14 protein-coding genes are annotated in these 14,456 nt (G+C 61.4%); 10 read left to right on the top strand and 4 right to left on the bottom strand.

Annotated features, from left to right (window positions below; all coding sequences use genetic code 11):
- Positions 1 to 107 precede the first annotated feature (107 nt).
- The 3 genes from cysJ (at position 108) to ACMGF7_RS04020 (ending at position 4,421) form a co-directional block, all read left to right on the top strand.
- A complete protein-coding gene (gene cysJ, locus ACMGF7_RS04030; RefSeq protein WP_325994546.1) occupies positions 108 to 1,910 on the top strand; it encodes an NADPH-dependent assimilatory sulfite reductase flavoprotein subunit in 1,803 nt (600 codons plus the stop codon).
- Complete coding sequence (gene cysI, locus ACMGF7_RS04025) at positions 1,910 to 3,625, top strand: assimilatory sulfite reductase (NADPH) hemoprotein subunit (RefSeq protein WP_049242648.1); 1,716 nt, start codon at positions 1,910 to 1,912, stop codon at positions 3,623 to 3,625. The genes cysJ and cysI overlap by 1 nt, the downstream gene beginning before the upstream one ends.
- 61 nt (positions 3,626 to 3,686) lie before the next feature.
- Positions 3,687 to 4,421 carry a phosphoadenylyl-sulfate reductase gene (locus tag ACMGF7_RS04020; RefSeq protein ID WP_015376681.1) on the top strand — a complete coding sequence of 245 codons (735 nt, stop codon included), beginning with the start codon at positions 3,687 to 3,689 and terminating at the stop codon, positions 4,419 to 4,421.
- Between the two features lie 55 nt (positions 4,422 to 4,476).
- Here the strand turns inward: ACMGF7_RS04020 and ACMGF7_RS04015 are convergent, their stop codons facing one another.
- Complete coding sequence (locus ACMGF7_RS04015; protein ID WP_273874902.1) at positions 4,477 to 5,547, bottom strand: aminopeptidase; 1,071 nt, start codon at positions 5,545 to 5,547, stop codon at positions 4,477 to 4,479.
- A gap of 261 nt (positions 5,548 to 5,808) precedes the next feature.
- Between ACMGF7_RS04015 and cysG the strand changes: the two genes are divergently transcribed.
- From cysG to ACMGF7_RS03990, 5 genes are all read left to right on the top strand, one after another.
- Positions 5,809 to 7,239: a siroheme synthase CysG gene (cysG, locus tag ACMGF7_RS04010; protein ID WP_049242649.1), complete on the top strand. Its 1,431-nt coding sequence runs from the start codon at positions 5,809 to 5,811 to the stop codon at positions 7,237 to 7,239.
- A gap of 22 nt (positions 7,240 to 7,261) precedes the next feature.
- Complete coding sequence (gene cysD, locus ACMGF7_RS04005) at positions 7,262 to 8,170, top strand: sulfate adenylyltransferase subunit CysD (protein WP_004932620.1); 909 nt, start codon at positions 7,262 to 7,264, stop codon at positions 8,168 to 8,170.
- 11 nt (positions 8,171 to 8,181) lie between these two features.
- Complete coding sequence (gene cysN / locus ACMGF7_RS04000; RefSeq protein ID WP_049242652.1) at positions 8,182 to 9,609, top strand: sulfate adenylyltransferase subunit CysN; 1,428 nt, start codon at positions 8,182 to 8,184, stop codon at positions 9,607 to 9,609.
- The gene (cysC, locus tag ACMGF7_RS03995) at positions 9,548 to 10,237 is read left to right on the top strand and encodes an adenylyl-sulfate kinase (RefSeq protein ID WP_080356245.1); all 690 of its coding nucleotides are present in this window, start codon (positions 9,548 to 9,550) and stop codon (positions 10,235 to 10,237) included. Before cysN ends, cysC begins: the two co-directional genes overlap by 62 nt.
- 84 nt (positions 10,238 to 10,321) lie before the next feature.
- Positions 10,322 to 10,648 carry a DUF3561 family protein gene (locus ACMGF7_RS03990; protein WP_016929047.1) on the top strand — a complete coding sequence of 109 codons (327 nt, stop codon included), beginning with the start codon at positions 10,322 to 10,324 and terminating at the stop codon, positions 10,646 to 10,648.
- Positions 10,649 to 10,700: 52 nt separating this feature from the next.
- Here ACMGF7_RS03990 and ACMGF7_RS03985 read toward each other — a convergent pair whose 3' ends face one another.
- The 3 genes from ACMGF7_RS03985 to ACMGF7_RS03975 form a co-directional block, all read right to left on the bottom strand.
- Positions 10,701 to 11,423: an amino acid ABC transporter ATP-binding protein gene (locus tag ACMGF7_RS03985; RefSeq protein ID WP_004932608.1), complete on the bottom strand. Its 723-nt coding sequence runs from the start codon at positions 11,421 to 11,423 to the stop codon at positions 10,701 to 10,703.
- Positions 11,407 to 12,126, bottom strand: coding sequence for an amino acid ABC transporter permease (locus ACMGF7_RS03980; protein WP_042706788.1), 720 nt, complete (start codon positions 12,124 to 12,126; stop codon positions 11,407 to 11,409). Before ACMGF7_RS03980 ends, ACMGF7_RS03985 begins: the two co-directional genes overlap by 17 nt.
- Before the next feature lie 114 nt (positions 12,127 to 12,240).
- Entirely contained in the window at positions 12,241 to 13,011 is a 771-nt protein-coding gene (locus tag ACMGF7_RS03975; protein ID WP_015376687.1) for a basic amino acid ABC transporter substrate-binding protein, read from the bottom strand.
- Positions 13,012 to 13,414: 403 nt separating this feature from the next.
- Here ACMGF7_RS03975 and ftsB point away from each other — a divergent pair, with 403 nt between their 5' ends.
- The gene (gene ftsB, locus ACMGF7_RS03970; RefSeq protein ID WP_021505314.1) at positions 13,415 to 13,735 is read left to right on the top strand and encodes a cell division protein FtsB; all 321 of its coding nucleotides are present in this window, start codon (positions 13,415 to 13,417) and stop codon (positions 13,733 to 13,735) included.
- Between the two features lie 3 nt (positions 13,736 to 13,738).
- Positions 13,739 to 14,446, top strand: coding sequence for a 2-C-methyl-D-erythritol 4-phosphate cytidylyltransferase (ispD, locus tag ACMGF7_RS03965; protein WP_197763731.1), 708 nt, complete (start codon positions 13,739 to 13,741; stop codon positions 14,444 to 14,446).
- Positions 14,447 to 14,456: the final 10 nt, after the last annotated feature.

Raw genomic sequence — 14,456 nt, 5'->3', positions numbered from 1 at the left:
CAAACTCTCCTGATCTTTTCCGCACACCCGACGCAGCGAAGAGACAGCGACTGACACTGGCGCGCGCCTGGCAGGAAAGGCGCTAAGTATAGGAAATAAGTACAGCAATGACGACTCAGGCTCCTCCAACATCTTTGTTCCCGCTGACGCCCGAACAGCTGGCGCGCCTGCAGGCGACGATCGGCGACTATTCGCCGACGCAGCTGGCGTGGCTGTCCGGTTATTTTTGGGGCATGGTCAATCAACAGCCCGGAGCCGTGGCCATTGCGCCTGTTGCCCCTGCGGCTGCCGCCGGCATCACCATCATTTCCGCTTCGCAGACCGGCAATGCGCGCCGCTTGGCGGAGCAGCTGCGCGACGATCTGCTGGCCGCCAATCTGAGCGCCACGCTGATCAGCGCTGGCGACTACAAGTTCAAGCAGATAGCTCAAGAGCGCCTGCTGGTGATCGTCGCCTCCACGCAAGGGGAAGGCGAGCCGGCGGAAGAAGCGGTGGCGCTGCATAAATTCCTGTTCTCAAAAAAGGCGCCGAAGCTGAATGATACCGCTTTTGCGGTGTTCGGGCTGGGCGACACCTCTTATGAGAATTTCTGCCAGTCTGGCAAGGATTTCGACGGCAAGCTGGCCGAGCTGGGCGCCGAGCGCCTGGTGGAGCGTGTGGATGCCGACGTGGAGTATCAGGAACTGGCCGCCGCCTGGCGCAAACAGGTGGTATCGGTGCTGAAGGCGCGCGCGCCGGCGGCAAGCGCCGCGCCGGGCGTGTTGGCCAGCGGCGCGGTCGATCTGATCGACAGCAGCCCGTACAGCAAGGAACAGCCGCTCACCGCCCAACTGGCGGTCAAGCAGAAAATTACCGGCCGCGCGTCGGATAAAGACGTGCGCCATATCGAGATCGATCTGGGCGACTCCGGCCTGCGCTATCAGCCGGGCGATGCGCTCGGCGTATGGTTCGACAACGATCCGGCGCTGGTGGACGAACTGGTGCAGCTGTTGTGGCTGAAAGGCGACGAGCCGGTCGAGGTGGAAGGGCAAACCCTGCCGCTGGCGCAGGCGCTGCGCAGCCATTTCGAGCTGACGCAGAACACCACGCCGATCGTCGATAAATACGCCGCGCTGTCGCGCGACGAAACGCTGATCGGTCTGCTGGCGGATAAAGCCGCGCTGCAGCAGTACGCGCACAACACGCCGATCGTCGACATGGTGCGCCAGGCGCCGGCGGATCTGAGCGCCGAACAGCTGGTCGGGCTGCTGCGTCCGCTGACGCCGCGCCTGTACTCCATCGCCTCTTCACAGGCGGAAAATGAGAACGAAGTGCACATCACCGTGGGCGTGGTGCGTTACGACATCGACGGACGCGCCCGCAGCGGCGGCGCCTCCGGCTTCCTGGCGGATCGCCTGGAGGAGGACGGCGACGTGCGGGTGTTTATCGAGCACAACGACAACTTCCGTCTGCCGGCCAACCCGGAAACGCCGGTGATCATGATCGGCCCGGGCACCGGCATCGCGCCGTTCCGCGCCTTTATGCAGCAGCGCGACGCCGACGGCGCCGGCGGCAAAAACTGGCTGTTCTTCGGCAACCCGCACTTTACCGAAGATTTCCTGTACCAGGTCGAATGGCAGCGCTACGTGAAAGACGGCCTGCTGACACGCATCGATCTGGCCTGGTCCCGAGACCAACAACATAAAATATACGTACAAGACAAACTGCGCGAACAGGGCGCGGAAGTGTGGCGCTGGATTCAGGAAGGCGCGCACATTTACGTCTGCGGCGATGCCAATCGCATGGCAAAAGACGTGGAAAACACATTACTGGAACTGGTGGCCGAGCACGGTGGCATGGATACCGAGCAGGCGGATGAATTTTTAAGTGAGCTGCGCCTTGAGCGCCGTTATCAGCGAGATGTTTACTGATGAGTGATAAACACCCCGGGCCTTTGGTAGTCGAAGGCAAACTGGCCGATGCGGAGCGCATGAAGAAGGAGAGCAACTTCCTGCGCGGCACCATCGCCGAAGATTTGAACGACGGCCTGACCGGCGGCTTCAACGGCGACAACTTCCTGCTGATCCGTTTTCACGGCATGTACCAGCAGGATGACCGCGACATTCGCGCCGAACGCGCCGAGCAGAAGCTGGAGCCGCGCCACGCCATGATGCTGCGCTGTCGCCTGCCGGGCGGCATCATCAGCCCGCAGCAGTGGCTGGGCATCGACAAGTTCGCCCAGGAGAGCACGCTGTACGGCAGCATTCGCATCACTAACCGCCAAACGTTCCAGTTTCACGGCATTCTGAAAGGCAACGTCAAACCGGTGCACCAGCTGCTGAACCGCCTGGGGCTGGACGCGCTGGCGACCGCCAACGACGTGAACCGCAACGTGCTGTGCACCTCCAATCCGGTGGAGTCCGAGCTGCATCAGGAAGCCTACGAGTGGGCGAAGAAGATCTCCGAACACCTGCTGCCGCGCACCCGCGCCTACGCAGAGGTGTGGCTGGATCAGGAGAAGGTGGCCACCACCGACGAAGAGCCGATTCTGGGGCCGACCTACCTGCCGCGTAAATTTAAAACCACGGTGGTGATCCCGCCGCAGAACGACGTCGATCTGCACGCCAACGACATGAACTTTGTGGCGATCGCCGAAAACGGCAAGCTGGTGGGCTTCAACCTGCTGGTGGGCGGCGGGCTGTCCATTGAGCACGGCAACAAGAAAACCTACGCGCGCCAGGCCAGCGAGTTCGGCTACATTCCGCTCGAGCATACGCTGGCGGTGGCGGAAGCGGTGGTGACCACGCAGCGCGACTGGGGCAACCGTACCGACCGCAAGAACGCCAAAACCAAATACACGCTGGAGCGCGTTGGGGTGGACGTTTTCCGCGCCGAAGTGGAAAAGCGCGCCGGCATCACCTTCGCGCCGATCCGGCCGTATGAATTCACCGGCCGCGGCGATCGCATCGGTTGGGTGAAGGGCATCGACGATCAGTGGCACCTGACGCTGTTTATCGAGAACGGCCGCCTGCTGGACTATCCGGGGCGCCCGCTGAAGACCGGCATGGCGGAGATCGCCAAGATCCATAAAGGCGACTTCCGTCTGACGGCGAACCAAAACGTGATCATCGCCGGCGTGCCGGAAAGCGAAAAGGCGAAGATCGAAGCCCTGGCGCGCGATCATGGCCTGATCGACGACCAGATCAGCGAGCAACGCAAAAACTCGATGGCCTGCGTGTCGTTCCCGACCTGCCCGCTGGCGATGGCGGAGGCCGAGCGTTTCCTGCCGCAGTTTGTCACCAAGGTGGAAGGGATTATGCATCAGCATGGGGTGGGCGACGAGCATATCGTGCTGCGCATCACCGGCTGCCCGAACGGCTGTGGCCGCGCGCTGCTGGCGGAGCTGGGGCTGGTGGGCAAGGCGGTCGGCCGCTATAACCTGCATTTGGGCGGCAACCGCGAAGGCACGCGCATTCCGCGCATGTACCGCGAGAACATCAACGAAGATGAGATCCTGAGCGAGATCGACCTGCTGGTGGGGCGCTGGGCGAAGGAGCGCAACGCTGGCGAAGGTTTCGGCGACTTCACCGTTCGCGCGGGCGTCGTCAAACCGGTGCTGGATCCGGCGCGAGATTTCTGGGAGTGAGGCCGGGCGGCCCCTGGGCAGAGGGGCCGCACAGATAATTTCAAGTATCAGGAGAGACAACATGGCTGAATTCGATCTGGCGGCGCTGAACGCGTTGCCCAAATCCGGGCAGGCGCTGGCATTGGCGGTGGTCAACGGCCAACTGGAGACCCTCAGCGCCGAACAGCGCGTTGAATGGGCGCTGGAGCACCTGCCCGGCGAGTTCGTACTCTCGTCCAGTTTCGGCATTCAGGCGGCGGTATGCCTGCACCTGGTGACGCGTATCCGCCCGGATATCCCGGTGATCCTGACCGACACCGGTTATCTGTTCCCGGAAACCTATCGCTTTATCGATCAACTGGCCGACCAGCTGAAGCTGAATCTGCAGGTGTTCCGCGCGGAGCAGTCTCCCGCCTGGCAAGAGGCTCGCTATGGCAAGCTGTGGGAGCAGGGCGTGGAAGGGATTGAAAAATACAACCAGATCAACAAGGTCGAGCCGATGAACCGCGCGCTGGAGACGCTGGGCGCGCAGAGCTGGTTCGCCGGCCTGCGGCGCGAGCAGTCCGGCAGCCGCGCCAATCTGCCGGTCCTGGCGGTGCAGCGTGGGGTGTTCAAGATCCTGCCGATCATCGACTGGGACAACCGCAAGATTTACCAGTATCTGACCGAACATGGGCTGAGTTATCACCCGCTGTGGGAGCAGGGCTACCTGTCGGTAGGTGATACACACACCACCCAGAAGTGGGAGCCGGGCATGAGCGAGGAAGAGACGCGTTTCTTCGGCCTGAAGCGCGAGTGTGGCCTGCACGAAGGCTAAACGGCGTGATTGACATGACAGGGCTCAGCAATGCTGGGCCCTGTTTTTTTGCGGGCTACTTTTTCTTCTGTGCTTTCGGCGGGTGCGCCTGCGCCAGCTCTTTGATCAGCGGCAGCAGGATCTGCACGCTGTCGCGGCTGCGTTTGTCGATCCGCCCCGGCAGGTAGCGATCCAGATACTGCAGATTGTCATACTGCGGACGGTGCCAGGTGATGCCCTGCGGGAAGTGCGGGCTGACGGCGCGCTGCTGGTAGCCATCTTTGTCGCCCAGCGACCAGTTGGTGGCCTCCACCGACAGCGCCGGGATGCCCGCGGCGTCGAACACCTCTTGATCGGAGCAGCAGCCGGTGCCCTGCGGGTGCTGTGCGCTGCCCGGATTGGTGGCGGCGGCGATGCCATAGCGGTGGGCGATATCCAGCGCGCGATCGCGGGAACGCTTCGCCATTTGCGGCGGCGTGTTGCGCCCGGCGTTGAAATACAGACGATCGCCGGTGATCAGGCTGTCGAGGTTGATCACCAGCACGGTGTTGCTTTTCTCTTCCGCGCTCATGCGTTGCAGGTAGTTCTGCGCCCCCAGTGAACCGATCTCTTCGGCGCTGGTGGCGACGAAGCGCAGGCCGTAGGCGGTGGGGATGTTCTTCAGGCGTTCCGCCAGTTCCAGCATCACACCGATGCCGGAGGCGTTGTCGTCGACGCCCTGCAGCGTCAAGCCGCCGAGGTTGTTATCCAGATCCTCGTCGCTCTGCGGCGTATAGGTGTCGAAGTGGGCGACGACCACGATCTGTTTTGGGCTGTCGCCGTTGCGGGCGGCGATCACCGAGCTGGCGGTGACGTTGTTCCAGTTCTTCTTGCCGTCTTTGCTGGTGTAGAGATAGCGCGTATTGACGCTGCGAATGTCGCTTTGGTAACCCATCTTGCTGAATTGCTGCTTGAGATAGTCGGCGGTGAGCAATTCGGCCGGGCTGCCCGCCATGCGGCCGGGGAAGTAAGTGGCGATGTGGCGGGTCTGTTCGGCGGCGAAACGGCCCATTGGCGCGTCTTTTACGGGCTGTGCGGCACAAACGCTGAAGACGCCGCCGAGTGCGAGGGCCAGCAGGCTGGTCTTCAGGTAAAAACGGGAAAACATACCGAAAAATCCTTCTTTGCTATCGGCGCTGCCGATCATTTTTCTTCGGCACCCAGTATGAGACGCCGGACGGCATTACACAATTTCCCTGTCTCTTAATTTTCGCGCGAACGCGCAAACCGCCGCCGTGAGTATTACCGTTTGCCTCCTGCGTTGCGGCCTATATTCCATAAAGGAACTAATCATTCCTTTTCGTCATTTCAGAGGCTAAATCTCAGCCCGTATAGTCACACTATCTTTCTGTTATATGAAAAGGCTGTTGTGGACTATCTACCAATATTCGCCGACCTGAAACAACGCCCGGTGCTGGTCGTTGGCGGTGGTGACGTGGCGGCGCGCAAAGTCTCCCTGCTTCAGCGCGTCGGGGCTGAAATACGGATAGTTGCGCAGTCGCTCTCACCGGAACTGGAACAACAACGTCAGCAAGGGCGGGTGCTCTGGCTGGGGAAAACCTTTGATCCGCAGCAGTTGGACGACGTGTTTCTGGCGATCGCCGCCACGGACGACAACGCGCTGAACGCCGCAGTGTTCGCCGAGGCGGATAAACGCCGGGTGCTGGCCAACGTGGTGGACGATCAGCCGCGCTGCTCGTTCATCTTCCCGTCGATCATCGATCGCTCGCCGCTGGTGGTGGCGGTGTCGTCCAGCGGCCAGGCGCCGGTGCTGGCGCGACTGCTGCGCGAAAAGCTGGAGGCGTTATTGCCCGCCAGTTTGGGGCAGATGGCGCAGGTCGCGGGCCGCTGGCGCGGCCAGGTCAAACAGCGGTTGGCTTCGATCGGCGAACGTCGCCGTTTCTGGGAGAAAACCTTCGGCGGCCGTTTCGCCACGCTGGTGGCCAACGGCCAGACGGCGCAGGCGGAACGGCAGCTGGAGCAGGATTTACACCGCTTCGCCGCAGGCGATGAAGGCGCACAGGGCGAGATCGCCCTGGTGGGCGCCGGGCCGGGCGACGTGGGGTTGTTGACCCTGCGCGGGCTGCAGGTGATGCAGCAGGCGGACGTGGTGCTGTATGACCATCTGGTCAGCGGCGAGATCCTCGATCTGGTGCGGCGCGACGCCGAGCGCATCTGCGTGGGCAAGCGCGCCGGCGCGCACTCGGTGATCCAGGAAGAGACCAACCGGCTGCTGGTGGAGCTGGCGCAGCAGGGCAAACGGGTGGTGCGCCTCAAGGGCGGCGATCCGTTCATCTTTGGCCGCGGCGGCGAAGAGCTGCAGGTGGCCGCCGCCGCCGGCATTCCGTTCCAGGTGGTGCCGGGCGTCACGGCCGCCGCGGGGGCGACCGCCTACGCCGGCATTCCGCTGACGCATCGCGATCACGCGCAGAGCGTGACCTTTATCACTGGCCACTGCCGCCCGGACGGCGATGGCCTGGACTGGGCCGATCTGGCCCGGACGCGGCAAACGCTGGCTATCTACATGGGCACCATGAAGGCGGCGGACATCAGCCAACGCCTGATCGCCCACGGCCGCGACGCTGCGACGCCGGTGGCGGTGATCAGCCGCGGCACGCGCGCCGATCAGCAGGTGCAGATCGGCACGCTGGATCAATTGGAACACCTGGCCCAACGGGCGCCGTTGCCGGCGCTGTTGGTGATCGGCGAGGTGGTGGAACTGCACCACCAAATCGCCTGGTTCGGGCATCAATCGCAGACGGAAGGGGCCGCGCGCCCGGCCGTCGTGAATTTGGCATAGGCAAGGCTTTTAAGGACCTGTTATGGACGAAAAACGACTCACTCATTTGCGGCAATTGGAGGCGGAGAGTATCCATATCATCCGTGAAGTCGCCGCTGAATTCGCCAACCCGGTGATGCTGTATTCCATCGGCAAGGACTCTTCCGTGATGCTGCATTTGGCGCGCAAGGCGTTCTTCCCCGGCACGCTGCCGTTCCCGCTGCTGCACGTCGATACCGGCTGGAAGTTCCGTGAAATGTACGAATTCCGCGATCGCACCGCGAAGGAGTACGGCTTCGAGCTGCTGGTGCATAAAAACCCGGAAGGGGTGGCGATGGGCATCAACCCGTTCGTGCACGGCAGCGCCAAGCATACCGACATCATGAAGACCGAGGGCCTGAAACAGGCGTTGAACAAGTACGGTTTTGACGCCGCCTTCGGCGGTGCGCGGCGCGATGAGGAGAAATCGCGCGCCAAAGAGCGCATCTACTCGTTCCGCGATCGCTTCCACCGCTGGGATCCGAAAAATCAGCGGCCGGAGCTGTGGCACAATTACAACGGCCAGATTAACAAAGGGGAGAGCATCCGCGTCTTCCCGCTGTCGAACTGGACCGAGCTGGATATCTGGCAGTACATCTTCCTGGAAAAGATCGACATCGTGCCACTGTACCTGGCGAAACCGCGCCCGGTGGTGGAGCGCGACGGCATGCTGATGATGGTGGACGACGATCGCATCGATCTGCAGCCGGGTGAAGTGATCAGCCAGCGCATGGTGCGTTTCCGCACTCTGGGGTGCTGGCCGCTGACCGGCGCGGTGGATTCGCAGGCGCAAACCCTGCCGGAGATCATCGAAGAGATGCTGGTCTCCACCACCAGCGAACGCCAGGGGCGGATGATCGATCGCGATCAGTCCGGCTCGATGGAGCTGAAAAAGCGTCAAGGGTATTTCTAAGGAGCCGCCGGATGAACAACGCAATTGCACAACAAATCGCTGACCAGGGCGGCGTCGAGTCCTATCTGCACGCGCAGCAGCACAAGAGCCTGCTGCGCTTTCTGACCTGCGGCAGCGTCGACGACGGCAAAAGCACCCTGATTGGCCGCCTGCTGCACGATACCCGCCAGATCTACGAGGATCAGCTGTCGACGCTGCACAGCGACAGCAAACGCATCGGCACCCAGGGCGAAAAGCTCGATCTGGCGCTGCTGGTGGACGGCCTGCAGGCCGAGCGCGAGCAGGGCATCACCATCGACGTGGCCTATCGCTATTTCTCGACCGAAAAACGTAAATTTATCATCGCCGATACCCCGGGACACGAGCAGTACACCCGCAACATGGCCACCGGCGCCTCGACCTGCGATCTGGCGATCCTGTTGATCGACGCGCGCAAAGGGGTGTTGGATCAGACTCGCCGCCACAGCTTTATCGCGACCCTGCTGGGCATTCGTCATCTGGTGGTTGCGGTAAACAAAATGGATCTGGTGGACTATCAGGAAGCGGTGTTCGAGCAGTTCAAACAGGATTACCTGACCTTCGCCCAGCAGCTGCCTGGCGATCTGGACATCAAGTTCGTGCCGCTGTCGGCGCTGGACGGCGACAACGTGGCGAGCGAAAGCGCCCATATGCCGTGGTACAGCGGCCCGACGCTGCTGGAAGTGCTGGAGAGCGTTGACGTGATCAGCGAGCGAGAAAACCAGCCGCTGCGCTTCCCGGTGCAGTACGTCAACCGCCCGAACCTCGATTTCCGCGGCTATGCCGGCACGCTGTCCGCCGGCGTAGTGCGGGTGGGGCAACGCATCAAAGTGCTGCCTTCCGGCGTGGAGTCCAGCGTGGCGCGTATCGTGACCTTCGACGGCGATCTGCAAGAAGCGGTGCCGGGCGAGGCGATTACGCTGGTGCTGAAAGATGAAGTGGACATCAGCCGCGGCGATTTGCTGGTCGACGCCGGCGAAAGCCTGCAGGCGGCGCAGAGCGCGCGGGTGGACGTGGTATGGATGGCCGAGCAGCCGCTGGTGCCGGGCCAGAGCTACGACATCAAGATCGCCGGCAAAAAGACCCGCGCCCGCGTGGAGAGCATCCGCCATCAGGTGGAGATCAACACGCTGGCGCAACACCCAGCCGACACATTGCCGCTCAACGGCATCGGGTTGGTGGAGCTGACCTTCGACGAACCGCTGGTGCTGGACAGCTATCAGAGCAATCACGACACCGGCGGGCTGATCTTCATCGATCGCATGAGCAACGTGACGGTTGGCGCCGGTCTGGTGCGTGAAACGCTGCAGGATGCCCCGGCGGCGCGCGGCGAATTCAGCGCCTTCGAGCTGGAGCTGAATGCGCTGGTGCGCAAGCACTTCCCGCACTGGGGCGCACGCGATCTGCTCGGTGGCCGATAAGATGGCCGCTGAACTGAGGGCGACCGGGCCGGACGATGAGAACGTGGTTTGGCATCCGCATGCGGTGACGCGTGCGGATCGCGAAGCGCGCAACGGCCACCGCGGCGCGGTGCTGTGGTTTACCGGGCTGTCCGGCTCGGGAAAATCCACCGTCGCCGGCGCGCTGGAGCAGGCGCTGCATGGGCTTGGCGTCAGCACCTATCTGCTGGACGGCGATAACGTGCGCCACGGCCTGTGCCGCGATCTCGGCTTCTCCGACGAGGATCGGCGCGAGAACATTCGCCGGGTGGGGGAAGTGGCCAAGCTGATGGTGGACGCCGGGCTGGTGGTGCTGACCGCGTTCATTTCGCCGCACCGCGCCGAGCGGCAAATGGTGCGCGAGATGCTCGGCGACGATCGCTTTATCGAGGTGTTCGTCGACACGCCGTTGGCGATCTGCGAGGCGCGCGATCCGAAAGGGTTGTATAAAAAAGCGCGCGCCGGCGAGCTGCGCAATTTCACCGGTATCGACGCGGTTTATGAGGCGCCGCAGCAGCCGGAAATCCACCTCGACGGCCAACAATTGGTAACAAATTTGATTGCGCAATTGTTAGACGTGTTACGTGGTCAGGCTATTATCAAACCCTGAATTCAAAAAAAGCGTGTGGCGTTTTTCGCCATGCGCTTTTTACTCTAAGCCGCCGCAGAGCGAGCCGAATAACCAGGGATCACTATGCAAAATGTCACGCCTATCTTGATCGACTCCAAGCAGTCAAAACAGGAGAGAGAGGAGCCTTCTTATTCTTTCCTGGGCGGCGTCAGCGGCTTTGTTTTCTACTGGCTGGCGTTCGCGTTGCCGTTTCTGGTTTACGGTTCCAACACGCTGTTTTTCCTGCTCTATACCTGGCCGTTCTTCCTGGCGCTGATGCCGCTGTCGGTGCTGATCGGCATCACCCTCAGCATGCTGCTGCGCGGCCGTCTGATCCTGACGCTGTTGCTGACCGGCGCCGTTGTGCTGTGCCTGTTCTGGCTGGTGTTCAGCTTCCTGACCGGGTGGTGAGAGAGCGGGCGCCGATGCCGGCGCCCGAAGGATTGCAAAGCCGTGTCGAAGGTTACAAAACTTTGCTCAGAAACGCCTGCGTGCGCGGATTGGCCGGCTGGCTGAAGATCTGCTGTGGCGCACCCTCCTCCTGAATGATCCCCTGATCGATAAACAGCACCCGGTCGGCCACCTCGCGGGCAAAGCCCATCTCATGCGTCACCACCACCATGGTCATGCCCTCGTGGGCCAGTGATTTCATCACCGCCAACACTTCGCCCACCAGCTCAGGATCGAGCGCGGAGGTCGGTTCATCGAACAACATGATCTTCGGCTCCATCGCCAGCGCGCGGGCGATCGCTACCCGCTGCTGCTGGCCGCCGGACAGGCTGTTGGGGTAGGCGTCGATCTTGTCGAGCAGGCCGACCTTGAGCAGCAGCTGTTCTGCTTGCGCGATGGCTTCGGCGCGCGGCTGTTTCTTCACGCTCACCGGCGCCATGATAATGTTTTCCAACACCGTCATGTGCGGGAACAGATTGAAACGCTGGAACACCATGCCCACGCTTTCCCGCATTTTGTTCAGGTCGGTTTTCTGATCGTGGACGGCGAAACCGTTGACCTCGATCTCGCCGCCGGAGAGCGTCTCCAGCGCATTGATGCAGCGCAGGAAGGTGCTTTTTCCCGAGCCGGAAGGGCCGATGACGCACACCACTTCGTTGGCGGCGATCCGGCAGGAAATGCCGCGCAGCACGTGGCTTTCGCCGAACTGTTTTTGCAGGTTATGTACGCGAATCACTTTTACCGAACCTCTTTTCCATATGCTGCACCAGCAGCGAGAGCAGGAAGGTGATGACCCAATAGACCAGCGAAATGGTCAGATAGGGCTCCCAGTAGGTGGCGTAGGCGCCGGAGACGGTACGGGCGGCATAGGCCAGATCCGCCAGGCCGATGGCGGAGGCCAGCGACGAATCCTTGACGATGGCGATGGCGTTGTTGCCCAGCGGCGGCAGCATGCGGCGGAAGGCCTGCGGCAGGATCACCTGGCGCATGGTCTTGCCATAGCTCATGCCCAGCGAGCGTGAGGCTTCCATCTGGCCGCGGTCGATAGACTGGATCCCGGCGCGGAAGATTTCCGACACATAGGCACCGGCGTTGAGCGTGATCGCCACCACGCAGGAGAGAAAGGCGCCGTAGTCGGCGCGCAGCGCGCGAGCGAAATCGACGCTCATCAGACCGCTGGTGACCAGCAGACCGTCACGCGGGTTGATGAACAGCGGCACCAGCGCGAAGTGCACCACCATGATCTGCACGAACAGTGGCGTGCCGCGAAAGGCGCTGATGTAGATGCGTACCGGCCACTGAACGCCGTAATGCAGGATGGGTTTCCAGATGCCGTGCGGCGCCTGCGCCAAACGGCCCAGCCCGAGGATCAAGCCCCAGGTGGTGCCCAGCAGCACGCAGATAATGGTGCATTTGATGGTCATCCAGGCGCCTTCCATAAACAGCGGCGCGTATTCCTGGATGATCTCCCAGCGGAAGTTCAAGGGGTATTCCTTCTTGGTAGGCTGAAACGGTGGTGCGCCGACGCCCTTGCGGGCGCCGGCTACTGGGGATTATTCCGCCGGCAGCGTCGGTACGTTGCTGTCGAACCAGGTTTGGTAGATCTTGGCGTAGGTGCCGTCGGCGACGATTTTCTTCAGGCCGGCGTTGATCTTGTTGCGCAGCTCATCGTTGCCTTTGGCGACGGCGATGCCGAAATACTGGCGCTCGAACTTGGCGTCGGGCACCAGCTTGAAGGCTTTCTCAGGGTGGGTCTTGATATAGAACTTGGCCACGCCGACGTCGCCGACCGCCGCGCCGATGCCGTCTTCATACAGCTCCTGCAGCATCAGCGGGGTATTGTCGAAGCGCTTGATGGCGGTACTGTTTTTACCCAGCGCGTCGGACACCACGATGTCGCCGGTGCTGGAGTTCACCACGCCGACCTTCAGCGCTTTCAGCGCGGCGATGGAGTCCACCGTCGAGTCTTGCGGCACCACGATAGCCTGCTCAGCCGGGAAGTAAGGCGCAGAGAAATCAACCATCTGCTTGCGCTTATCGGTGATGGTGATGCCGGAAATGATGATATCGCGATCGCCGGAGTTCAGTGTGGCGAAGATCCCTTCCCATGGCGTATTGATCAGTTTGATTTGGAAGCCTTCGGCCTTGGCTACCGCCTTGATGATGTCGATGTCGAAACCTTCCAGCTGCTTTTGGCTGTTTTCAAATTCGAATGGCCGATAGGTACCGCCGGAGCCGACGACGTAGGTGGGTTCAGCCGCCAACGCAGCGATGGAGAAGGTGGCGGCCAGGCAGGCGCCGATCAGAACTAAACGTTTTAACATCGCGATCCCCGATAATGAATGGTTATATATTGGAGTTATTTATGCACTATGAGTGCATAAAAATAAGCTTCAATGAATGAAAGTGCAACCGCTGCATGACGATTATTCTCTCTATGGTGTTAAATATTCACTTTTTGCTTTGCTGTGGCGTAAGCGATGTGTCAGGAAGCGGTGATGCAGTGATTCTTGCTGCATAATGGAGGTAGGATAGAGTGTGTCTCATTGGAAAACGCGGCGCGTGCGCCGAGCCAAAGGGGCGTTTTTTGCCGCTTTCGCAGCGGAATTAGGCGATAAACACGGGAACCCTTCATCCGTATTCTGAATTTGGCGTTGAAATGCCGCTCTCAGTGTGGAGTCCAACGAGAAGTTGTGGGATGATTGGTCGGTTTTTCAGGGGGCGGAGATGGGAAAACTTACGCTGCTATTGCTGGCATTGCTCGGTTGGTTACAGTATTCACTGTGGCTGGGCAAAAATGGTATTCACGATTACGTGCGAGTCAATGAAGACGTTGCGGTCCAACAGGGTAGCAACGCCAAGTTGAAAGCGCGTAACGATCAGCTGTTTGCCGAAATCGATGATTTGAACGGCGGTCAGGAAGCGATCGAAGAGCGAGCACGTAATGAGCTGGGCATGATCAAGCCCGGTGAGACTTTCTATCGTCTGGTTCCTGACCAATCCAGACGCAACGCGGCGTCTTCCTCGCAAAATAACGCACAAAAATAACGCATGAATCACTCCGCAGGCACCTTTCCCTCGGTGATTGCCGTCCTGCCCGCTGCCGGTATCGGCAGCCGCATGCAGGCGGAATGCCCGAAGCAATATTTAACCATCGGCCGGCACAGCATCGTCGAACACGCCATCCACGCCCTGTTGCGCCACCCGCGCATTGAACGGGTGATCGTGGCGATCGGCCCCGAAGATCGTCAGTTCGAACGGCTGCCCATCGCTCAGGATCCGCGGGTAATCGTCACCGAGGGCGGCAAACAGCGCGCCGATTCGGTGATGGCCGGGTTGAAGCTGGCGGGTGATGCGGACTGGGTGCTGGTGCACGACGCCGCGCGCCCCTGCCTGCACGCCGACGATCTCGAGCGCCTGTTGGCGATCACCTCACACAGCAAGGTGGGCGGCATTCTCGCCGCGCCGGTGCGCGACACCATGAAGCGCGCTGAACCCGGCCGCGACACCATCGCCCACACCGTTGAACGGCAGGATCTGTGGCATGCGCTGACGCCGCAGCTGTTTCCGCTGCCGCTGCTCAAGCAGTGCCTGCAGCGCGCGCTGGATGAAGGCGCGAACGTCACCGACGAAGCCTCGGCGCTGGAACATTGCGGCTATCATCCGCAGCTGATCGCCGGCCGGGCGGACAACATTAAAGTAACGCGGCCGGAGGATTTGGCGCTGGCGGCGTTCTATTTGACCCAGTTAGACAATTAAGGAGCGCATC

The organism is Serratia sp. BNK-17 (assembly GCF_048684935.1).
Classification (GTDB): domain Bacteria; phylum Pseudomonadota; class Gammaproteobacteria; order Enterobacterales; family Enterobacteriaceae; genus Serratia; species Serratia nematodiphila.
Note: the sequence above shows the minus strand (reverse complement) of the source record. Positions and strands in the feature narration are given on the sequence as shown.